General features: G+C 53.0%; 21 protein-coding genes, 1 pseudogene and 1 riboswitch. Of the genes and pseudogenes, 17 read left to right on the forward strand and 5 right to left on the reverse strand.

What is annotated here, in order from left to right; translation table 11 throughout:
- Positions 1-118: 118 nt before the first annotated feature.
- Complete coding sequence (gene rnc, locus ACOJWD_RS09465) at positions 119-856, forward strand: ribonuclease III (protein ID WP_486992983.1); 738 nt, start codon at positions 119-121, stop codon at positions 854-856.
- An 83-nt stretch (positions 857-939) separates the two neighbouring features.
- Here the strand turns inward: rnc and ACOJWD_RS09470 are convergent, their stop codons facing one another.
- The 3 genes from ACOJWD_RS09470 to ACOJWD_RS09480 all read right to left on the reverse strand — a co-directional run bounded on the left by ACOJWD_RS09470 (position 940) and on the right by ACOJWD_RS09480 (position 4,822).
- The gene (locus ACOJWD_RS09470) at positions 940-3,555 is read right to left on the reverse strand and encodes a transglycosylase domain-containing protein (RefSeq protein WP_486992984.1); all 2,616 of its coding nucleotides are present in this window, start codon (positions 3,553-3,555) and stop codon (positions 940-942) included.
- A 1-nt stretch (position 3,556) separates the two neighbouring features.
- Positions 3,557-4,060 (reverse strand): zinc ribbon domain-containing protein, encoded by a 504-nt coding sequence (locus tag ACOJWD_RS09475; protein ID WP_486992985.1) that lies wholly within the window; start codon positions 4,058-4,060, stop codon positions 3,557-3,559.
- A 207-nt stretch (positions 4,061-4,267) separates the two neighbouring features.
- Positions 4,268-4,822 (reverse strand): hypothetical protein, encoded by a 555-nt coding sequence (locus ACOJWD_RS09480; RefSeq protein WP_486992986.1) that lies wholly within the window; start codon positions 4,820-4,822, stop codon positions 4,268-4,270.
- 188 nt (positions 4,823-5,010) lie between these two features.
- Here ACOJWD_RS09480 and ACOJWD_RS09485 point away from each other — a divergent pair, with 188 nt between their 5' ends.
- From ACOJWD_RS09485 to ftsY, 3 genes are read left to right on the forward strand one after another with little or no spacing between them, the layout of a single operon-like run.
- Positions 5,011-5,292 carry a stage V sporulation protein S gene (locus tag ACOJWD_RS09485; RefSeq protein WP_486992987.1) on the forward strand — a complete coding sequence of 94 codons (282 nt, stop codon included), beginning with the start codon at positions 5,011-5,013 and terminating at the stop codon, positions 5,290-5,292.
- Between the two features lie 40 nt (positions 5,293-5,332).
- Complete coding sequence (gene smc / locus ACOJWD_RS09490) at positions 5,333-8,737, forward strand: chromosome segregation protein SMC (RefSeq protein ID WP_486992988.1); 3,405 nt, start codon at positions 5,333-5,335, stop codon at positions 8,735-8,737.
- Positions 8,738-8,747: 10 nt separating this feature from the next.
- A complete protein-coding gene (gene ftsY / locus ACOJWD_RS09495; protein ID WP_486992989.1) occupies positions 8,748-9,668 on the forward strand; it encodes a signal recognition particle-docking protein FtsY in 921 nt (306 codons plus the stop codon).
- Positions 9,669-10,042: 374 nt separating this feature from the next.
- Here ftsY and ACOJWD_RS09500 read toward each other — a convergent pair whose 3' ends face one another.
- Positions 10,043-10,300, reverse strand: a complete 258-nt coding sequence (locus tag ACOJWD_RS09500; RefSeq protein WP_486992990.1) for a hypothetical protein — start codon at positions 10,298-10,300, stop codon at positions 10,043-10,045.
- Positions 10,301-10,472: 172 nt separating this feature from the next.
- Positions 10,473-10,597, forward strand: a riboswitch (cyclic di-AMP (ydaO/yuaA leader).
- Positions 10,598-10,679: 82 nt separating this feature from the next.
- Between ACOJWD_RS09500 and ACOJWD_RS09505 the strand changes: the two genes are divergently transcribed.
- The 13 genes and pseudogenes from ACOJWD_RS09505 to ACOJWD_RS09565 all read left to right on the forward strand — a co-directional run bounded on the left by ACOJWD_RS09505 (position 10,680) and on the right by ACOJWD_RS09565 (position 19,527).
- Positions 10,680-11,903, forward strand: coding sequence for a glycosyltransferase (locus ACOJWD_RS09505; protein WP_486992991.1), 1,224 nt, complete (start codon positions 10,680-10,682; stop codon positions 11,901-11,903).
- Positions 11,872-12,618: an HAD family hydrolase gene (locus tag ACOJWD_RS09510; RefSeq protein WP_486992992.1), complete on the forward strand. Its 747-nt coding sequence runs from the start codon at positions 11,872-11,874 to the stop codon at positions 12,616-12,618. Before ACOJWD_RS09505 ends, ACOJWD_RS09510 begins: the two co-directional genes overlap by 32 nt.
- A gap of 280 nt (positions 12,619-12,898) precedes the next feature.
- On the forward strand, positions 12,899-13,237 hold the full coding sequence (locus ACOJWD_RS09515) for a hypothetical protein (RefSeq protein WP_486992993.1): 339 nt from the start codon (positions 12,899-12,901) through the stop codon (positions 13,235-13,237).
- Positions 13,238-13,323: 86 nt separating this feature from the next.
- Positions 13,324-13,683: a YlxM family DNA-binding protein gene (gene ylxM / locus ACOJWD_RS09520; protein ID WP_486992994.1), complete on the forward strand. Its 360-nt coding sequence runs from the start codon at positions 13,324-13,326 to the stop codon at positions 13,681-13,683.
- Positions 13,676-15,007, forward strand: coding sequence for a signal recognition particle protein (gene ffh, locus ACOJWD_RS09525; RefSeq protein ID WP_486992995.1), 1,332 nt, complete (start codon positions 13,676-13,678; stop codon positions 15,005-15,007). Before ylxM ends, ffh begins: the two co-directional genes overlap by 8 nt.
- 18 nt (positions 15,008-15,025) lie before the next feature.
- Positions 15,026-15,316: a 30S ribosomal protein S16 gene (gene rpsP / locus ACOJWD_RS09530; protein WP_486992996.1), complete on the forward strand. Its 291-nt coding sequence runs from the start codon at positions 15,026-15,028 to the stop codon at positions 15,314-15,316.
- A complete protein-coding gene (gene rimM, locus ACOJWD_RS09535) occupies positions 15,306-15,848 on the forward strand; it encodes a ribosome maturation factor RimM (RefSeq protein WP_486992997.1) in 543 nt (180 codons plus the stop codon). Before rpsP ends, rimM begins: the two co-directional genes overlap by 11 nt.
- Positions 15,848-16,537, forward strand: a complete 690-nt coding sequence (trmD, locus tag ACOJWD_RS09540; RefSeq protein ID WP_486993012.1) for a tRNA (guanosine(37)-N1)-methyltransferase TrmD — start codon at positions 15,848-15,850, stop codon at positions 16,535-16,537. The genes rimM and trmD overlap by 1 nt, the downstream gene beginning before the upstream one ends.
- Positions 16,538-16,556: 19 nt before the next feature.
- Entirely contained in the window at positions 16,557-16,898 is a 342-nt protein-coding gene (rplS, locus tag ACOJWD_RS09545) for a 50S ribosomal protein L19 (protein ID WP_486992998.1), read from the forward strand.
- Between the two features lie 58 nt (positions 16,899-16,956).
- Positions 16,957-17,520: pseudogene (lepB, locus tag ACOJWD_RS09550) on the forward strand (signal peptidase I).
- An 88-nt stretch (positions 17,521-17,608) separates the two neighbouring features.
- Positions 17,609-18,133: a signal peptidase I gene (gene lepB, locus ACOJWD_RS09555; RefSeq protein ID WP_486992999.1), complete on the forward strand. Its 525-nt coding sequence runs from the start codon at positions 17,609-17,611 to the stop codon at positions 18,131-18,133.
- A 4-nt stretch (positions 18,134-18,137) separates the two neighbouring features.
- A complete protein-coding gene (locus ACOJWD_RS09560; protein ID WP_486993000.1) occupies positions 18,138-18,920 on the forward strand; it encodes a YlqF/YawG family GTPase in 783 nt (260 codons plus the stop codon).
- Positions 18,907-19,527 (forward strand): ribonuclease HII, encoded by a 621-nt coding sequence (locus ACOJWD_RS09565; protein WP_486993001.1) that lies wholly within the window; start codon positions 18,907-18,909, stop codon positions 19,525-19,527. Before ACOJWD_RS09560 ends, ACOJWD_RS09565 begins: the two co-directional genes overlap by 14 nt.
- Here the strand turns inward: ACOJWD_RS09565 and ACOJWD_RS09570 are convergent.
- Positions 19,499-21,793 (reverse strand): transglycosylase domain-containing protein, encoded by a 2,295-nt coding sequence (locus tag ACOJWD_RS09570; protein WP_486993002.1) that lies wholly within the window; start codon positions 21,791-21,793, stop codon positions 19,499-19,501. The genes ACOJWD_RS09565 and ACOJWD_RS09570 overlap by 29 nt on opposite strands.
- Positions 21,794-21,821 lie beyond the last annotated feature (28 nt).

The following is a 21,821-nucleotide window of genomic DNA, read 5'->3' on the forward strand; positions in this document are numbered from 1 at the left end:
AGTGTGACCTCTATTATGTGCCGAATTACCCAGAGTCTCGACGGATCAAGGCTGTGATGTCGAATGCCTTTGGTTTTGGGGGACAAAATGCCAGTCTCATCGCTCGGGAGTTTTGACTATGGAGACGATGCGATTAAGTGACCGGATTCATAATGCGGAGTTGTTACGCCAAGCTCTGACGCATTCTTCTTATGCCAATGAAGGATATCGGAAGGAATTGCATAACGAGCGCCTAGAGTTTCTAGGAGATGCGGTATTGCAACTAGTGGTGACCGAATGGCTCTATATGAAGAATCCAACCTGGACCGAAGGGCAACTCAGCCAAGCGCGGGCAGCGATTGTTTGTGAAGCGACACTCGCCGAAGCGGCCGAGTCTCTGAACGTCGGTCAGGAGTTAAGATTGGGTCGTGGAGAAGAACGCAGCGGCGGGCGCAAAAAGCCGTCACTTTTGGCCGATGCCATGGAAGCCATCATTGGAGCGGCCTATCTAAGCGAAGGCATGGAGCGCTCTCGGGATTTTGTCCTGGAAACGGTAGGATTTGCTCTCAATACGGTCGAGGGTCGTGAAGCAGGACGTGATCATAAGACGGCACTCAACGATTGGCTGCGGCGGCGAGGTCAAGAGGCGAGCTATCAAGTGGTCGGATCATTTGGTCCGGATCACGCGAAGACTTTTGAGGTAGAAGTCCTGGTGAACGGAGAGCCCCATGGGCGAGCATTGGGGCGTAGCAAAAAAGAGGCCGAGCAACAAGCCGCGCGGCAATTGTTAAAGGATTTGGTGGTGCAGTCTCAGCAACCTGTCGAAAGCAACCTGATTCTGCCGGATGCCGATTCTGGCCATCCACCAACGCAATAAACGTAGACTAGCTATTTTATAGCCATTATATTTCATCACTAAAAAACACCCCCCACATTCGGGGGGTGTTGAGCGTTTCGGAATTAACGCGAAGGACTGGTTGACGGTGATGGTGTGGGTGATGGTGGCGGATTCCCATTGCCCGCAAGCGCTGCAGACCTCGAGGGCTGACTGCTAGGCGCACTCTGTGTCGGAGGTGCCGAAGGCGAGGTACTACTACTTGGTGTTGACGAACTCGGACTGGGAGAGCTCGAACTCGGTGAACTAGAGCTAGATGAACTTGAGGATGAACTGGATGAGCTGCTGGTGCCTGACTTGGGAGTACAGGTGGCGGTGGGTGGCCAAAACTGACTGTCCCAAGGCAAGGTATATGCCGGCATTCCTTGATGCCAATCCGGTTCAGGAACTAGGAACACTTCAGAAATGGCGGGACCACAGCCCGGTTCCCACAATTCCTTGGGATTGGACGCCAACACTTTGACACGTTCGTGATTGTGCCCAGTCGTCGTGGGTTGCGTGCCATCAATGAACCAGGCTCCCTCAATATCATTAGCCGGGGTGAGAGCGCTGGGCAGTTTACCGGAGGTGATGGAGATTCGTGGCATATAGATGACACCACTGGGAACCGGGAAGTTTTCTGCCGGAATGTTTTCCGCCTGGTTCACCTGTTCCATGATTTGTTTCCAAATCGGGCCGGCCGCCACGTCACCATAGGCCGGACCGTCGGGGGTATCCGGTTGTGGTATTTCACCATGCTGGTTGCCTTCCCAGACACCGACCACCATTTGCGGTTCATACCCTAAGAACCAGGCATCCGCTTCGCCATTATTGGTACCGGTCTTTCCAGCCGCCTCTCGGCCGATTCCCAGGTCAACACCAGTCGGATCTGATCCAGGGCCGATATTCGGGATGGGTCCCGGGTAGAGTACTCGCTCCATCATGGTTTCCATAATATAGGCGACCTGTGGACTAAAGAGTCGCTTACCCGAGGGGGTTTGTTGATAGACGACGGCGCCATTGGCATCGACCACTTTAGTTACCCAGAGAGGATTCATTTTGACACCGCCATTGGGGAAGGTGGCATAGGCTTGCGTCATCTCATAATTGGTGACTCCCCCTTCCTTAAACCCTCCAATGGCAATGCCCAACTCGGTCGAATCCACTTCTGGGAGTTTCAAGCCAAATTCTTTGGTGGCGAAGTCAAACCCATACGTGATACCAATATCATGCAGTAAATGCACCGCCACATCATTATCGGAAATGGCCAAGGCATCACGGAGCGTCATGTACCCTCGATACAGACGGTCATCATTTTTCGGCCACCAAGCTTGGCCGCCAATGTTTTGGAAGATCGGCACGTCCTGAATCACTGACATTTGGGTGTATCCTTTAATGATAGCTTCGGTATATTCCATCAAAGGTTTAATGGACGACCCCGATGAACGCTCAGCGGTAAGAGCCATATCATTCAAGTCGGCACCCTGGTATTGCCTTTGGCCAATGACGGCCCAGATAGCCCCGTTGTGAGGGTCTTCCACAACCACCGTCGCCTGATAAGCGGGATTACTTCCAAAGTTGTAGTTCATCCATTGCGTGACCGCTGCTTGCGCGATGTTATAGACTGTGGGATCAAGCTCGGTGTGAATCTTAAGTCCCCCGTTGTAGATTTCGCTGGGAGTAAATCCCTTGGCTTTCAATATGCTAATCACATGTTGAATGTACCAAGGATATGGATAAGGCTCCGCCACGTTGGCGGTGGTCACTTTTTGCGGCGAGAGCCCTAACGGCGCGTCGTAATAGGTTTTCACCGACGACTGGGGAATGTATCCATATTTGGCCATGGCTTGTAACACTTCAAGTTGACGAGCCTTCGCTAGCGTTAAACTGGTGAGTGGGTCATAAGCGGTTGGCGCTTGTGGAAGGCCCGCCAGCATGGCGGCCTGTGGGATGGTGAGTTGGCTCGGCTTTTCGTTAAAGTAGGCTTTGGCGGCGGTATCAATGCCGTAGGCGCCATCACCGAGGTAAACCTGGTTAAAGTACATATCAAGTATTTGCGATTTCGAATAACTGCGAGCCAACTCGAGTCCTAAGATGATTTCCTGGATCTTATAGGTTAACGTGCGATTGTCGTGTAAGTACAGCATTTTGGCTAATTGTTCGGTGATGGTCGATGCTCCTTGAAGGGATCCTCGATGGGTGGCGTCCACCAGCGCCGCACGAAAAATTGACCGAATGTCAAATCCGTCGTTAGTCCAAAAGTTATGGTCTTCAATAGAAATCAGCGCATCTTGCACGTGGGGCGATATTTGACTTAGCGGCACGTCAATGCGGTTGGTTGACAGGTGCAATGTGGCCACTGGCTTATCAAATCGGTCATAAACCACCGAATCTTCTCCTGCGGTGCTGAGGCTGACCAGATTATTAATGGAGGGCATGCTGTGTAGCGCCTTCATCGTCTCATAGCCCCCGCCTAAAATCCCCAAGAGAGCCACTCCTGCGATGGAGAGACCAATAATACGGCCCCATCGCAGTTTGCGCCGAGGCGTACCTTTACCTTGAGTGTCGGCCTTGGAGCGAGCGGGTTTAGGAGGGGATTTCGTCTTTTTGGTGTCGAGGGCAGCTTTCGGCATCTTTTTGCCACAATGACGGCAAAATTGGGAACCGGTAACGTTTTCTTCACCACAATGTGGACAACGCAAGTTAATCCCCCATCTCCTCTTCTATCGAGTGATTTTCGGCGCTGTTGTTGGATTCCTGCAGCAATACCTGCGGTGCTGCAGGCGCTGCAACGATGAGCACCAGACCCAATAATAGCCATGCCAGGGACATATCAAGATGACCTAAGAGGCCGACAACAAATCCTACAATAGCGAACAGCAAGCCCATCGCCCACAGTACACGAGACAAGGTGAGCTGTTGCAACCACGCTGGAGCCACCCATGGAGTTCTTGGCTCTTCTTCCTCATCAGCACTGTTCTGCGACTCCTCTTCTACAGGTATTGCGGTATTTCTGCGCATGCGGCGCAACCGTGACAGAGGAGCTCTCTCAGTATCATCCACATCTTCCTGAGGTGCGACAGGACCAGCGGATGAAGCAGGAGGAATCACCGTTGTAGGTGAAGAGACTTCCATGAGGTTTTTGCCGCAGCTTGGGCAAAAAATGCTATCCACTGGAATATTCTCTCCGCAACTGCGACAATACATAGAGCACCTCTCCTTAACGATACGATTTCGTACTGCTATACACTTTGATTCACGCCACGCGATAATGACAAAAGACAACAAAACATTTCATGATTCGCGCATGGTGCGGATCAATTGCGGTTAATTGTAGCACAAAACCATATGTCTAGAGATTGGCGGAAATTTCCGTACCCAATAGCATCTTTCATCTCAATGGTATGGCATTCATTAATAGTGACGGATAAGTTGTTGAATTTGATACAGCGGGCGGCTTTTGTTGTCACGTTGTAGGGTGGTGGGATGAAGAAGTAGTACATGCGTGGCATGGATAGTGGTGGCACGCAACTCTACAGTGCTGTTATTGACCAAACAGACCATGAGCAGCGATTGACGATTGACGTCGATGGGCGAAAGAACTAAGAGATCGCTCGGCACGATGGATAATACGGGGTAACCTGAATAACGCCAAATCAGTTCAGCTGGGGCCAGCCCCGGAATCGCCATGGTTTCTCCATTAAATACGGGTTTTCCCTCTGACGTCCAGTCCTCGCATATGGGGAGTCGCCCGTAGAGACTGGGAGATTCTTCAAGAGCATCGTGGTGCGGGAAAAATTGACCGTGGAGAACCGCCATTTTAAAGGCGTTAAGCCCGGAATAATGCGCTTTATGAATCCAATAGTAGACAGTCTTTTCCTCCGCATATCCCAGACGGCGAGCAATAGCCTGCGCAGTGATGAGAGGGTTTTCAAGAATGAGATTGGCGATTTCATCAATGACCTGCATAGTTTCCCTCCATCGCTACCCATTTCGCTCTAAAAGGGCTGGAACCTTTACAGGAAAGGGGTATAAATGTAGTGAGGATATACATGGTTTAGGTATATTCTGAACAAGTCGTCATCTCTATCGTGGTATGATGAAGGGAAATAACAAAAGGGTAGCGAATAAAAATCTCTATATATGTGAGGTGGGCTATGCAATCGTTACGAGTGTCGGCGGCTTCGCGGCCTAAGGCTGTTGCAGGAGCCATAGCTGCGATAGTGAAAGAATCTGGTGAGGTGGAATTACAATCCGTGGGTGCGGCTGCAGTGAACCAAGCGGTTAAGGCCATCGCCATCGCGCGGACCTACATGGAATCTTCCGATGATGACCTGGTGGTGCGACCCCAGTTTATGGAAGTCGCCATTGACGGAGAATCGCGGACAGGAATTCGGCTGGTCATCAGTCTCCAGGTGCGAGCGTCCATCACCCCGTGAGATATAGAATTTTTTAGCTCAGTGTTGAAGGAGTTAGGGAATGCATTTAAAACGGATCAAGATATACGGATTTAAGTCATTTGCCCAGGATGTGGTGCTGGAACTTAAACCCGGTATTACCGCATTGGTTGGTCCCAATGGCGGAGGAAAAAGCAATGTTGTGGACGCCATCCGTTGGGCGCTAGGAGAGCAGCGGTTACGAGATTTGCGAGCGGAGCGTTGGGAAGACCTTCTCCATCAGGGAGGAGGTCTTCGCAATCCGGCTCGCATGGCGGAAGTCATTCTTGAATTTGATAATCAGGATGGCGAGATGCCTTTGTGGCCCGAGTCCTTGTCGGTGGCTCGACGATATTATCGCAGCGGCGATTCAGAATACATCATCAATGGGAAGACGGTACGGTTGAAAGATATTACCGATCTGTTCTTGGATAGCGGGCTCGGGAGATTCAGTTATGCCATCATTAGTCAGGGACGAGTAGAAGGGGCGTTATTGCAAAAGCCCCATGAACGGCTCGAGCAGTTGCAAGAGGCTGCAGGGGTATCGCGCTATAAGGTGAGAAAGAAAGAGACGCTAAGCCATTTGCAGGATACCGAGGCCAAAAGCGTTCGACTGACCGACCTATTAGATGAAGTGGCACGACAAATGAATGAGGTGCGCGAACGTGCTGAAATAGAAAGTCGCTATCGAGTGTTAGAAGATCGTCGTCTGGTACTTCAGCGTCGCTTAGACTACACAGAATATGAACGCGCCATGGCGAAAAAGCATCGACTGCATGATGACTTAGCGAAATTGAGCGAAGAGCGCAAGCACCTTGCCCAGGAATTAGCGCAAGTGCTGGACCATATCGCTCGCACCCGGCAGGTGATTGAACAACTAGGATCTCATACCGAAGCAGACCTTGAAGAATTGAAGAGCATCCAAAGTGAGACGACTCAGTTGCAGGTTCGAGAGCGAGAAATGCAAACCCAAATCGCGCATATTGATGCCGAGACTCAGCGCATTGAGGCCTCGCTTATGCTTATGCGTCGCCACGAGGAAGATTTAGCAGCAGAACGGGAGATTCCAAAGAACCCTCACGATGAGGCACCCGATGGTTTGAGGACGCGGGCAGAGCAATTGCAGAACGATTTGAGTGAAAAGGCACAAAGGTTAAAAGACCTAAGAGATGAAGACGCGTTGTTGCAGCGTCAGCGGGCTGAGTTAGATCACACAAGACATGACCTGGAACAGCGGTTGGAGCGCTTAAAGGGCATACTCGGGATTGTCGATGGGCATTCTGAAGTGATGGCCACGATGCAACAGCGAGACGCGGAACGCGAGTCTTTGCAGTCCCAAGTGTCAGAATGGGTTGATCGGTTATCGTCACTCGAATCAGAGCGGCGCCGCGAAAAAGAGCGGTTAGCTCACCTAGATCGCGATTTAATCGACAGGCGCCGCAATACGGCAAGCTATGAAGCGCGCCTCAGAGCCTTAAAACAACTGGAGGATGAAGGGGAAGGGCTACAGGCCGGGGTGCGCTCTGTGCTTCGGGCCGCTAGGAATAATCAATTGACGGGCATCTTAGGGACGTTAGGTTCTTTGGTGGAGTCTCCCCCTGATTTGACGTTGGCGATTGAGACGGCGCTCGGGGGTCAAAGTCAAGACGTGGTTGTGACCCGTGAAGAATTAGCCCGGACGGCGGTTCGCTACTTACAGTCTTCGTCGTTGGGGCGTGCGACCTTTTTGCCGCTAGATACCGTTCGTGCATCGCGACCTTCAGACCAGGATTATGAGTCCCTCACGCGGCAACCAGGCGTTCTAGGGTGGGCGTCGGATCTCATTAGATTTGCGGCAGATCTTCGTCCGGCGGTCATGCACACGCTCGGTCGAGTGCTCATCGTAGAATCTCTGGATGATGCGACTCCGCTTGGGCGAGTCCATCATTTTCGCTACAAAATGGTGACGCGAGATGGCCAAGTGGTACATGCTGGTGGCGCCATTACCGGCGGTTCGTCCAATCCGGGGCGTCATTCGACTGCCGGTCGCAAGCAAGAAATGAGTCGCTTAACAGAGCAGCTCGAAAGCGGCATAAAGGGTATTGAGCAGCTGGATGGGGAACGTGCCGAAGTCACTATCGCGTTGGAACGCATTGAACAACAACTCGAGGGCGGTAAGGAACAGCTAGTCACCATGCGGACGCAGTGGGAAAAGTTGACGCGCGATCTTGAGGTGCATCAGCATATGGGCGACCCCAAGATATTGGTGCAGTCGATTGCCGAAAAATCACAGGCGTCTCATGACCTCGAGGTGAGAATAGAAAACATTCGGGCGGAGCTCCAACGCGAACAAGAGGTTGTTGAGCAATTGGAACGTGACGCATCGTTTGCCAAGCAAAAGTGGCAGGAGAAGCAGCAAGAATGGCGTGAGCAGCAATTAATTCACGATCGCATTGCCCAGGAAGAAGGACGGGTACGACAACAAGTACAGTCCCAATCGGAACGGTTAATCCAACTGGCCGTAGAGCGGGAGCAGTTGGTTGGCGCACTTCGGGAAGTGAGCACCGGCTTAAGTCGTGTGGCGCTCGACGAAGCGAATCGCGAAAAAGTGCGTGCTGATCGGATGCGACAACTCACGGACCAGCGCGAGCAGGCGCTCAAACTGGATCACCGCGAGCGCGCCTTATTATCAGAAGATCGGAAAATGGAAAATCGAGAAAATGTTTGGCGACAAGAAATTCTTGCCATTAGCGTGCGATTCGAAGATTATTCTCCTGAACAAGGACTAGGTGCTTTCGATCGAGAAGAGGAGACGGCCGCGCGGTCGGAAATGGAAGAGATTGCTGAGACTCTAGTGGGATTGGGACCCTTGGTGCCTGGTAGCCTGGCCGTATATGAACAGTTGGCTGAGCGGGAACAATATCTGGCGCATGAAAGCCGCGATGTCGAAGACGCCCGTCGAGAGCTGATGGGGACGCTGCGCGAAATTGACGAGGAAATGGAGCGGCGTGTTAAGGATACCGCGTTACGAGTGGAACAGGCCTTTCAAGAAGCGTGTCGTCAGTTGTATGCCGGTGGCGATGGCGGCTTTAGCTGGGTGAGTGGGGAAGAGGGGGGCGTGGAATTGTGGGTGCGACCTGCTGGAAAGCGCAAGAGCCATTTGGCGTTGCTCTCTGGAGGGGAAAAGGCGTTAGGGGGCATTGCTTGGTTGTTTAGTCTATTGAGTGCTCGGCCGTCGCCGTTTGTGGTGCTGGATGAAGTCGAAGCTTCGCTGGACGAAGCCAATGCGAGTCGCTTTGCTCAATATGTGCGTCGGGTGCGGGCAGAAGCCCAGTATGTGATTGTGACCCACCATCGCGAGACAATGGAAGTGGCAGATGCGTTGTGGGGCATTGCCGGTGATGGTCAGGGCCAAAGTCGCGTGATTTCGGTATTGCTTGAAGGCGCAGAGGAATTGGTGGGCAGCTGAGGAGGAAGTCATGGCAGGATTTTTTGAGCGTTTACGACAGGGCATGGCAAAGACCCGGGGAGAACTAGGGGACAAGATTCGGACCTTAGTGGGGGGACGACAGTGGTCGGATGAGCTTTATGACGAACTGGAAGAAATTCTTTACGAAGCGGATCTCGGATCGCAAGCGATTCAATTGATTATGGACAGGTTGCGCGATGAGGTAAGGCGACGGCATCCCGAACTGGCCGATGAAGTGCAGACCCTTTTGCATGATGTGATGGTATCGATGTTGCCGGAACTGGATAATCCCTATCAACTGCCAGCGCAGGGGGGACCCTTTGTGTGGATGATGGTAGGAGTCAATGGTACCGGTAAGACGACCACGGCGGGAAAACTCGCCGAACGCATGAAAGCCGAAGGCTATGGTGTGATTCTAGGGGCTGCCGATACCTTTCGGGCGGCCGCCTCTGAGCAACTGCGAGAGTGGGGCAAACGGGCTCATGTGGACGTGGTCCATCAAGCGGAAGGTGCCGATCCAGCAGCGGTCGCGTTTGATACGGTCCGGGCTTCTCAGGCGCGTCATTTGGATTTAGCTATTATTGATACCGCGGGGCGTTTGCAAAATAAGGCACACCTGATGCAAGAGTTAGGGAAAATGGTTCGTGTCATTGGCCGCGAACAACCCGAGGCGCCGCATCAAGTGTGGTTAGTGTTGGACGCCACTACCGGGCAAAATGGGTTGAGTCAGGCGCGGATATTTCAGGAGGCGGTGCAGGTTTCCGGGATTATATTGACGAAACTGGATGGAACTGCCAAGGGCGGAATTGCTTTTTCCATCTATCAGGAGTTGAAACTTCCCATTGCGTTCGTAGGGGTCGGGGAAAAGCTTGACGATTTGATGGTCTTTAATGCCGACGACTATGTGCGAGCAATTCTCGGGATGTCGTAGAACTCGCGAAGCGATTCTTTACACCGAGCCTGAACAGAGGGATTATCGCGGGATTGGCATGATCATCAGGCGATATCTATGTCCCGCGTGCGGAGCGTTTCCATCGACGAAATATATCATGCAGATAACTGATTTTCGAAGAAAGCGGTGGTCCGATGGATCGTCAATATGAATGGGATTTGTTGGAACATCGACACCAAGAGTACAATCTTGCCTTTGACCTCATCACCTCTCTCCTCATTAAGGATGGAACGAAGCAGCCGACTTGAGCGGTCTCGCGTACTGCACGGCTCGGAAATCGACAGTGCCCTTGTCTCTGCACTCTTTGGGGTGATACCATCCATTCTTGTGGACGCGTGTAGTGCACATTCTCTCTATTCCAGATAGTCGACCTGGTCGAGGATGTCTTCCATCAATGGACTCGTGGCAACCTGAGCGAGGAGGATCAAGAGGGCGTCCGTGCTTAACCTCTGCGTTTTCTTAGCCAGGGCGTCATGAACTGCCGAAAAACGCGCCCTGAGGACCGTCTCAATAGCCAGATGCAGGGTATGCGGGCGGATGTCATCCTGACTCCATGAACGCCCGTCATGAGTAACCTCGGAGGAGGGCAGTCGTGGGAGGCGATCGGGCATGACAACAGGACCTCTTTTCGGGGAGATTGCGAGTGGAAAGTCGTGGGAGAAGGATTAGGACTATGGTAGCGCCCACTCGGGGTGATGTCCAGAAAACAAGCAGTAATGTCGAACGGTTCTCGTGCGCGTTCGGTAGTTGCGGATTGGGGGGATTCTCCAGTATAATAGGGGTACCTTGAAAGCGCCGAATTCGGTGGAAGCGGAGGACCCAGGTAGTCGGGGTGAATTGTGCAAGCAAAGGGTATGACCACAGCCCTAACCCGTCAGCTAACTTCGTAGGCGTTGGGGGCTCAAGGTGTAACTTAATGAATTTCCCTCTCCCCCCGGGGTGCCTGGGGACTTTTTTTATGTCTCAGGTTTTTGAGGGAGGATACCTTTGATGATACGTCGAGCTCTTGAAATTTCTTTGCATGCCGATCCGCTCACCTATGGCGACAGTGGTGCGGTCGGTGGGCAGCAAATTTTGATTCGCGAACTGGTGAAGAACGTCCAACAATATGGCTATGGAGTAGACGTATTGACTGCACAGGCCAATCCTTTGTGGCCGGAAAAATTTAGTTTAGGACACTTAGGTCAGGTCATTCGGCTGTCGCAGGCGTTGCGTCGACCAGAAGAAGAGAGTTGGGAAGAATTGGTGGATGGTCTCGCTGCAGAAGCGCTAGCCTGGATGAAGGATAGTGGGCGTAACCACCACATTTTACACAGCCATTATTGGATAAGTGGTCTCGTCGCAGAGCGCATTCACCAAGCGACTGGTCTGCCATGGGTTCATTCTCCTGTGAAAATGGCGGAATGGAGCGTTCGTCCGGGAGAAGATGTGAACGAGGTACGCGCAGCCGCGGAAAAGCGACTGTTACATCAGGCGAATGCCGTGGTCGTGTCGTATTTGAGTGAGGCGGAACTTATTCATCGCGACACCCCGGAATTGACGGTATACGTTGTGCCTCCAGGGGTCGATCCTACGCAATTCTTTAGTCGTGATGCGGGGCCAGTATTGCGGGCCCTAGGCGTGAAGCGCCGTCCGGTGGCCTATGTCGGACGTTTAGAACTCGCGCGAGGTCTTCGCGAGGCTCTAGATGTCTTGGCACAGCGAGATCTCCCCGAAGACTTTTTGCTCATGGTGTTAGGCGGAACGAGAAAGCAAGTTCAACAAGGCGTGCCGGTCTCTCCTGATTTGGCACGGCTGGCGGAGCGTTTAGGATCACATGTGACTTTCGTTGGTGGGATGCCGCATCGCGGGGTGGCACCATATTTAGCGGCCTCTGAAGTAGCGATAGCTCCGAATCAAGGGCCTACGTTAGGGATGGCGGTGCTAGAGTCGTTGGCATCAGGAATTCCGGTTGTCGGGTCTCGGGTGCCGGGGGTTCGGGACTGGATTAATCACGGTGAGGACGGCTATGTTGTGGACCGTGATCAGATCGAGACGATGTGGGATTTTGTGCTTGAGTTGTGGAATGATTCCGCCAAGGCTCGCAAGATGGGGAAAGTGGGACAAGAGAAGGTTCATCGCTTGCATACCGTGAATGACATGGCTCAGCAGATGGTGGGCTGCTATCAGGAGGTGACTGGCCTTGGCGGGCATCAAATGGGTGTTGGCTTCTGATATTGACGGTACATTAGTGGGGCATGGCGGTGAGAGTGAACTGGCCCAGTATCTCAAGCTGCATCCAGAGGTCGGGGTCGTGTATCTTACGGGGCGCACACGAGCCAATGCCGAACCCTTGATTCACCGCTATGGATATCCGGAACCCTTGGCCTTATGTACTGATATTGGAGCGGATATTTTTTGGGGCGCGGACCGACGAGTGGATGAAAGTTGGGCCTTTCAACAGCGTCGTGATTGGTCACCGCGTCGCGTCATGCGGAGCTTAGAGCAAGTGCCGGGAGTAGAGTTCTTAGGCCGCAGTTCTCATTGGCGCTTGGCATTTCGAGTGGCTGGCGACGAGCAATTGGCCGCTTCCAAGGCACGGCTGGTGAAAGACGGAGTGATGCACCGCACCTTATGGGATGCGGAGCAACTGCGATTGGATGTGGTACCGCGAGGAGCGCTTAAGGGGTCTGCCCTGAAGCATATTCTGAATCGACTTAACGTCAAGGCGCATCAATGTTTCGTCGCTGGGGATGCGGAGAACGATGGGGACATCCTTGAGGGACGTTATCGTGGCGTGTTGGTCGCGAACGGATCGGTGCTTTTGAAAGAGAGGCTGCCAGAGGCGATTATGCGGTCCCCTTATGAGGGCGCCTATGGCGTATTGCACGGATTGCGTCAGTTTCTCCATGATCCCGAAGTGATGGTTGACCAAGAATTTGTGGGATAAATCAAAACATCGTTGCTGGAATACGCGGCAACGGTGTTTTTGTGTGGCTTGTTATCAGAATGCGGTAGTGAACGGTGCGCTGGGATATAATACAAAGGAGCCAGATGGCAGGGGAGTTCGTGTCATCGAGAATAGAATGAGGGAACGACGACAAAGGATGGGGTTCTCTCCATGTCAGCGGGAGTAATCCCGCGTGGGTGGGGCTTCCTAAGCTCGGATGGGTATAATGCCATTCATATCATGGGCACAGGGAAAAAGGAAGTACAAGGAGGCAATGTTGGTGGTCAAGGTTCTATCGGTAGAATTTCACGATGAGGCATGGGAAGTGCGTTTTGAAATTAAAGAAGGGGTTTATCGCCTCGAGAGCTATCCGGTGCGAATCACGCACTTAGGTCACTTTGAGGGAGAGGATTTTAAGGAAGACGTGGCGACACTGGCGATGGGGCTTCTTCAAGGGCATATGCGGCGCGGCGCGGTGCCACCTCATGCCGTGGTCATCAATTGGAGTCGAGTGGCGCAGCTGAGTGAACATAGTTCGGTTGAGGTGAAAGAGGCTCGCGAAAGAATTTCTCAGCGGCGCTATAGTGAACAAAACACTGAAGTATCGAATCAGTTCTAGGCGGGGAGTTGACTTTCGGCTTCTGGTTCGGTACAATCGGCTTCGGCTGTTAAGGAAAATACCTTTACAGGTACAGGAGAATGTTGGTGAAATCGCGAGATCGGGTTAGAGCGGGATGGTTGTTTGATATGTATGGCCCTCTTTTAACGGACGTCCAAGCGCAAGTCTGGCAACTCTATTACCTGGAAGATTGGTCCTTAGCGGAAATCGGTGAAGCTCGGGAGATTTCCCGAGCCGCGGTTCATGATGTACTGGACCGCACTGAAAAGCTTCTTGAGGACTATGAGACGCGATTAGGGTTGCTGACCGCTCATACCATCCGGGCAGAACGCTTGAAGAAGCTTTTAACCGAGGTTCAAGGGCTGACGACACGGTTTCCGGAGTTAGTGACGGTACAAGAGACTTTAGACCAATGGGCCGAGGAGGAGGGCATACGCGATGTTTGATGCACTCACTGATAAGCTGCAACAAGCCTTTAAACGGATGCGCAACAAGGGAAAACTTACCGAAGCGGATGTGAAAGAGGCGCTACGGGAAGTGCGATTGGCTCTTTTGGAAGCAGACGTGAACTTTAAGGTGGTCAAGGAGTTCTTGAGCCGGGTGGAGACGCGTGCGGTAGGTCAAGAGATTCTTGAAAGCTTGACGCCTGCCCAAGGGGTCATTCGCATTGTGCGGGATGAATTGATTACGCTCATGGGAACGACGCCTGAACGGGTGCATATGGCGTCGAATCCACCCACAATTATTTATATGGTGGGACTCCAAGGCGCTGGTAAGACGACCGCCAGTGCCAAATTGGCGAACATGTTGCGTCGCCAAGGACGACAGCCACTCATGGTGGCTGCCGATATTTATCGTCCCGCCGCCATTGACCAATTGCAGGTGTTGGGTAAAAAGATCCAGGTTCCGGTCGTTACCGAACCGGATCAATCCCCCGTGCAACTGGTCGAATTGGGCGTGCGCATGTCAAAGCGCATGGCCAAGGATGTGATTATTGTGGACACGGCGGGAAGATTGCATGTCGATGATGCGCTGATGGGCGAACTCGAAGACATGAATCGTGCCGTGAAGGCCCATGAGATGCTGCTCGTCGTTGACGCTATGACCGGCCAAGATGCTGTGCGAGTAGCGACGTCATTTAAAGAGCGGTTGCCCCTTACCGGCGTGATTATGACCAAACTTGATGGGGATGCGCGGGGAGGCGCTGCCCTCTCTATCCACGAAGTCACTCAGTTGCCTATTAAACTGATGGGTTCCGGTGAAAAGATTGAGGATTTGGAGCCCTTTAACCCCGAGCGACTGACCTCCCGAATTTTAGGGATGGGCGACATGATGACGCTGATTGAAAAGGCTGAAGCCACCATGGATCGTGGGGACACCCAAGAGTTGGCGCAGAAAATTCAAAAGGCCGATATCACGCTGGATGATTTTCAGGCGATGATTTCTCAAGTGAAGAAACTGGGGCCGCTGTCTAAAGTGATGGAAATGATGCCCGGGATGGGTCAAATGGCGAAGATGAAGGACAAGGTGGATGATCGCTCGCTCGTGCGGGTGGAAGCCATTTTGAGCTCCATGACCAAGAAAGAGCGCCAGCGTCCCGACATACTTGACGCTAGTCGACGGCTACGTATTGCTCGCGGGAGTGGTACCAGTGTTCCCGAGGTCAATCGGCTCATTCGGCAATTTGACGACGTGAAAAAGTTAATGCGTCAAATGAAAGGGAAAAAGGGAAAGGCACGCATGCCGAAGATGCCATTTCCGATGGGATAGAGAATGGAAGGAGGTTAGATGATGGTAAAGATTCGTTTGCGTCGCATGGGAGCAAAAAAGCGTCCTTTTTATCGCGTGGTGGTGGCGGACTCTCGGTCGCCCCGTGATGGGCGGTACATTGAAGAGTTAGGTTATTACGATCCGACTAAGGAACCGGCAGTCATCAAGATTGACGAAGACAAGGCCGTGGCTTGGATTAATAAAGGTGCGCAGCCGACTGACACGGCCCGATCACTCTTGAAGAAGACCGGCGTATTGCACAAGGTGCATGAGTTGAAGCAACAGAAGAATGAGGCTCATGAGTCCTAAAGGTGCTAAGGTCTGGCCGGGGTATATTATGGTGGGAGAAGTGACTTCGCCATTTGGGATCGATGGAGCGGTGAAAGTGTACCCTACCACCGACTTTCCTGAGCGATTGCTAGGCATGAAACGGGTGACGGTGGATAAGCTAGGGGAATCTCGGGCTGTTCTCGAAAGTCGTCTGCACCCGCCTTTAGCGGTGTTCAAGATTGAGGGGATTTCTACTCGTACTGAGGCCGATAGCTTACGTGGTGCTCTGTTGATGGTTCCGGAAGAAGATCTTCCCCAGCTTCCTCAAAACGAATACTATTGGCACCAGTTAGTGGGTATGACGGTTGAGGAAGAGGGTACGGGTCGACGGCTGGGAGATCTCGCCCATGTTCTTCGCACTGGAGCGGGTCACGATGTCTTTGAAGTGACGCGGGAAGGGAAAAAGCCGTTGCTCATTCCGGCTCTAAAGTCGGTGGTGAAGTCGGTGAATATCGAAGAACGTCGCATGATTGTGGAACTTCTGCCCGGCCTTGAGGAGATTTCGGAGTGATGCTGACCATTCAAGTGGTGACGCTCTTCCCCGAGATGTTTCATGGGGTGCTAGGGACCAGTATACTAAAGCGAGCGCAGCGTGACGGACGGGTGGATATTCGGCTTATACCGCTACGGAAGTTTGGGATCGGTCCCCATCGTCAAACCGATGACTATCCGTTTGGCGGTGGTGTGGGAATGTTATTGCGGCCTGATGTGGTCGTGCCCGCGGTTGAGTGGGCCATGATGCAGGTGGCTGTGGCTCCTCGGATTTTGATCACATCGCCTCAAGGGCGACCACTGACCCAAGCCTTCGTGGAAGAGCTGAAAGATCGTGGGCATGTCATTATTGTCGCTGGTCACTATGAAGGCATTGATGAGCGGGTGCGACTAATGCTGGAGGCCGAAGAGGTATCGATGGGTGACTTCGTCTTAACGGGCGGTGAAATCCCGGCCATGGCGATGGTCGATGCGATGACCCGCCTGGTTCCCGGAGTGCTCGGGGCCGAAGACGGGGCGCAGCGCGACTCATTCAGTCAAGCGGGCGGTGGACTCGAAGGCCCGCAATACACCCGACCCGAACGATATCGAGGGATCGGCGTACCTGAGGTATTGTTGAGTGGGGATCATCAAGCGATTGCTCGCTATCAATTGGAAGTGGCTCAACGTATTACACGGGAACGTCGTCCAGATTTGTTGTCAGAGTAACTGAAAGGGGGGATATGTGATGGATTACATTAAGTTGTTGGAAGAGGACCAGATGAAGAGTGATTTGCCGGTATTCCGTCCTGGGGACACCGTCCGAGTGGCCGTGAAAATTAAGGAAGGGACCCGCGAGCGAGTCCAGATGTTTGAGGGAGTCGTGATTCGCAAGCGTGGCACCGGCATTTCAAAAACGTTTACGGTTCGTCGAGTGAGTTACGGGGTCGGGGTCGAGCGGATTTTTCTACTCCACTCGCCACGCGTCGAGTCAATTGAAGTGTTGCGGCGCGGTAAAGTGCGTCGTGCACGTCTGTATTACCTCCGTCAATTACGGGGTAAGGCGGCTCGAATTCGCGAACGTCGTTAGATGGGAAGGCGAAGACGGTGGGGTCTTCGCCTCCATCATTTTGTGGACGAGGTGCGTTATGGAGAACAATCGAGTCAAAAAGCCCTTGCTCGAGGTCATTGAAACGGTGGTATTGGCGCTAGTGTTTGCCTTCGTCATTCATACCTTTGTGTTGGAGTCGTTTGATGTCAGCGGGATCTCGATGTTGCCCACATTGCACAATGGAGACCATGTACTCGTCAATAAGCTGGCTTTCGTATGAGGAGCGCCAAAAACCGGCGAAATTATTGTTTTTAAAAGCCCACAAGTGCCGAGTCAAGATTGGATTAAACGCGTCATTGGGGTGCCGGGAGACACTATAAGTGTAAAAAGTAACGTGGTCTATATTAACGGCACACGTTATCCGGAGCCATTTTAGTATCGCCAGTCCATTAATGTGTCGCCACGATACATTCCTCCGGGGTATTTGTGGGTGGAGGGCGACAATCGTCCGGTGAGTGATGATAGTCGATATTTTGGGCTGTTGCCGCAAAGAAATGTCTACGGACAAGCGTTTGTGATTTGGTGGCCTCTTGACCAAATTCGATGGCTCTCGTGTTCGGCCGGAGTGGACCATCCCGCCGCCACTATACGCGACCGGTGATCCTATTGGCGACATCAGACATCGTCAGCATGGGCCGCTCGATGAGAGGATGTTGGCGGTCAATAATATGCTGAATGAGGTGAAGAGAATGGCAGCAGAAAAACGTACGAAGAAGAACTCCACGCTTGAAGTCATTGAGACGCTGGTATTGGCCATTATCTTGGCGTTTGTGATTCGCACCTTCGTATTTGAGACGTTTCAAGTCAGTGGAATCTCGATGCTACCAACTTTACATAATGGGGATCGGGTGCTAGTCAATAAACTGGCCTTTGTATTGGGAAAGCCGGAGACCGGGGAAATTATTGTTTTTAAAAGCCCAGTCATTCCCAGTCAGGACTGGATTAAGCGGGTCATTGGGGTTCCGGGAGATACCATTAGTGTGAAGAATAATGTGGTCTATATTAACGGTAAGCGTTATCCGGAACCATTTTTGAAATATCGCAAGTCCATCAATGTCGCTCCGCGCTACGTACCTCCGGGGTACTTGTGGGTGGAAGGCGACAATCGCCCGGTGAGTTATGATAGTCGCTACTTTGGTCTATTACCCGAAAAGAATGTGCGCGGGCAAGCCTTTTTGATCTGGTGGCCCATCGACCAGATTCGGTGGTTATAGCCGCATGTCCAATCGCGGATGGTATCCGGGCCACATGGTGGCGACACAAAAAACCATACGAGAACTATCGCCCTACCTCTCCGCCTTCATTGAGGTGGTCGACGCACGGGCACCCGAACTCACGCGCCATGGTCCATTGGCCAATTGGGTCGGGCGTACGCCGCTCATCTTGGTATTGAATAAAAGTGATGTGGCCGATCCCCAAGTGACGGAGGCGTGGATCCGGTATTATCAAAAGATTCGTGGAGTGACAGCGGTGGCTCTCTCTGCCGAAGCGCAAGAGGCGACACGGAAGCTAAAAGCGGCCATTACGAAAAGACTTTCTCCCCCGTACCGATTATCCGTGGTGGGTTTACCCAATTTGGGTAAGTCGACCGTGTTAAATCGTATGGTGGGTCAGCGTCGGGTCCGTACCGGAGGGAAACCGGGGTTAACCCGTGGTCCGCAGTGGATAAGGATGGATGATGGGTGGGAATGGTTGGATTTACCCGGGGTGGTGACTCCGTCAAAGTCACGTGACTGGCGCATGCAACTTTTAGGGGTGGTGCCGGTGGAACCAGAAGAGGCGGAGGAGATTGCGGCTCACGTGTGGTCTCTTTATCATCCTGATGCCGATCCAGCGGATTGGATTTCGTGGGGACGGGGCCGCGGGTATCTTCAACAAGGTGGGGTCGTGGATCTGAGACGGACGGCTGACGCCTTAATCACCGGATTCCGCACTGCCCGCTTGGGCCGATTCAGCTTGGAACACCCCAATCTCGAGGATGGTCTGCATGAATCACCCTAGCTTGATGACACTCACAGTGTTCGAACGTATTTTTTGGGAGCAGGGACTTTCGGTGGCCGGCACCGACGAGGTCGGTCGTGGGCCACTAGCGGGACCGGTCGTGGCAGCCGCAGTGATTCTTGATCCCGAGCAGCCGATTGTCGGATTGGACGATTCGAAGCGTCTTAGCCTCTCAGAGCGCTGCGCGCTCTATCCTCTGATTCAAGAACACGCGTTAAGCATTGGCATTGGGGCGGTAGGCCCGCGGACCATCGAAAGAATTAATATCCTGGAATCGTCACGTTTGGCCATGCGGCGCGCCATTTTTCACTTGCATATACCTCCTCAAGTGGTGTTGAGTGATGCCGTGTCACTCTCTCATGCCCCATATCATACCGTGGCATTGATTCGCGGTGATCAGCGCTCGGCGTCGATCGCGGCCGCCTCTATTGTCGCCAAGATGATCCGCGACCAGTATATGATCGAACTTCACGACCGTTTTCCTGACTATGGCTTTGATCAGCACAAAGGCTATCCCACCGCCCAGCACCGCGAAGCGATCCGTCAAAGGGGGCTCACGCCTGCCCACCGCCGCACCTTTATTCATGGGGAGCAGAGGGAAGGTTAGCAGCGTGTGGGCGGCACTGGGCGGTGGGTGCCCAATAACGGGCATCCCAAGGTTTGGGAATGCCTTGATGCCAAGCGCTTTCGCGACGGAGTGCGATTCGGTTTCGAAAAGCACCGCAGCCCGGCTGCCACAGTTGGGAAGGATGGGCACGGGATACGGTGATGGGGTACCAAGTGGGATCTCGTCGTTTAGGTACTGTGCCCTGAACATACCATCCGCCGCGCTGGTCGCGTTTTGGGGTATAGCGACTGGCAAGAAGCCCCGAGGTGGCACTGATATGTTGTTGATAGATGACGCCCGGAGGGACTTCAAAGCGTCTTTTCGGGATAGGAAGAGTCCGATTGACTGAGACCATGATGCCTTTCCAGATGGGGCCTGCGGAAACCGCGCCATAAGCCGGTCCAGCACCCGAATTGGTATAAGGTTGAGGCACTTCTCCAATCCGATCTCCTTCCCACACACCGACTAGCATTTGGGGCTCGAATCCTAAAAACCAGGCATCCTCCTCATTATTGTTGGTGCCGCTTTTCGCGGCGGCCGGGCGATGGATACCGAGAGCGGCGCCGGTAGGGAAGGCATCGGGTCCGATGCCTCTGAGGGGCTGGGATTGTAAGACTCCTTTCATCATTTGAGTCAGAATGAAGGCCTGGTCGGCCGAAAGAGCACGATGGGAGCTCCTCGGAGATTGATAGAGCACGTGGTGATCTCGGGTAACGCGTGTCACCACAATCGGGGACAGGCGAATCCCGCCGTTATCAATCGCCCCATAGGCTTGGGTTAAGGTCATTAAATTGGTATCGACGCCTAAGGCGAGTCCCAGTGGTGGCGTACGATATCCGGCATTTTTGCCAAGGTGCATGCCAAATTGTTGATTGGCATAATGAATAGCATAGTGTGGGCCAATTTGCGCAAACAACTGCACCGCCACATTGTTATTGGAGAGGGCTAGGGCATCGGCGAGCGACATATAGCCGCGATAGAGCAAGTTATCGTTTTGTGGCCAGAAGGCCTGATGATGAACATGACGATAGCGCGGGACGTCTTGAATGACGCTATTCTCGGTGTAGCCGCGAGCAAGCGCTGGCGCATAATCGAGAATGGGCTTGATGGCGGACCCTGTGGATCGGAGGGCGTCGATGGCCAAATCAGGCGAGAGAAACCCCAGGTACTGCCGTCCGCCGATGATGGCCCAAATGTGCCCATTATGGGGATTTTCGACCACTACTGCGGCTTGATGATAGGCATAGGGGTGGTGTGCACGACCAAAGTTGCGGTTCATCCAATATTGGACTTGGGCCTGGGCGAGTTGGTATACGCGCGGACGTAGTGCGGTGTGAATGTGTAGACCGCCATGAAAAATATCCTGCAAGGAAAATCCCTTCTCAAGAAGGACGCGGATGACTTGGTCGAGGTACCAGGGATCCGGGTATGGTGCCTGGCTGGTCGGATGGTGCCCCGGCGTGAGAGAAATCGGTTGACGTCGCAATTGAGCGGCTCTTTGGGCAGTGAGGTCGTGATAGCGCTCCATGGCATCAATCACTTGGTCTCGACGAACCTGGGCGGCCTGTGGGTGTATATACGGGTCATATTGTGACGGACTCTGAGGTAGTCCCGCGAGCAGGGTGGCCTCGTTGAGAGTGAGGTGGCTAGGGGTGGTATTGAAGTACACTTTGGCAGCCGCGCGAATGCCTTTGGCCCCCTGACCAAAATAGACGGTGTTGAGGTACAAGTCCAGGATCTGGGCTTTTGAATAGTGATGATAGAGCTTAATCCCTAAGAGAAATTCATCAATTTTTCGGTTCAGGGATTTTTGGTCGCTGAGATAGAGGTTCTTGGCTAACTGTTCTGTGATGGTACTGGCGCCCTGCACCGGACGTCCCCCTGCCTTGAGGTCGACATAGGCGGATCGCGCAATCGATTTAAGGTCATACCCCTGATTCTGGTAAAAGCGATGGTCCTCAATGGCGATGACAGCCGTCGCCACGCTGGGGGCTATCTCAGAGAGAGCTACCGGGGCGGATGAGGCGCCCAAGGTGGCGACCACTGTCCCGTCACGGTCGTAGACCATCGATGGAGAGGACGACGCATACGAATCCCAGAGTCTGGCCACCGAAGGGAGGTGTTGATTCATTTGGTCAATCTTGTGAATCAGCAGGCCGACACCCAGAATACTGGTGAAAGCGGTTAGAGACAACACCGCCCCCGTGACTCTGCGAATCGATAGTATCTGGGGTCGATGACGATGGTGACGGCGGCGATTTTGCATCGGATTCTCCTTTAATCGGGCAGTAGCG

Source organism: Sulfobacillus sp. TH-112, assembly GCF_057473405.1.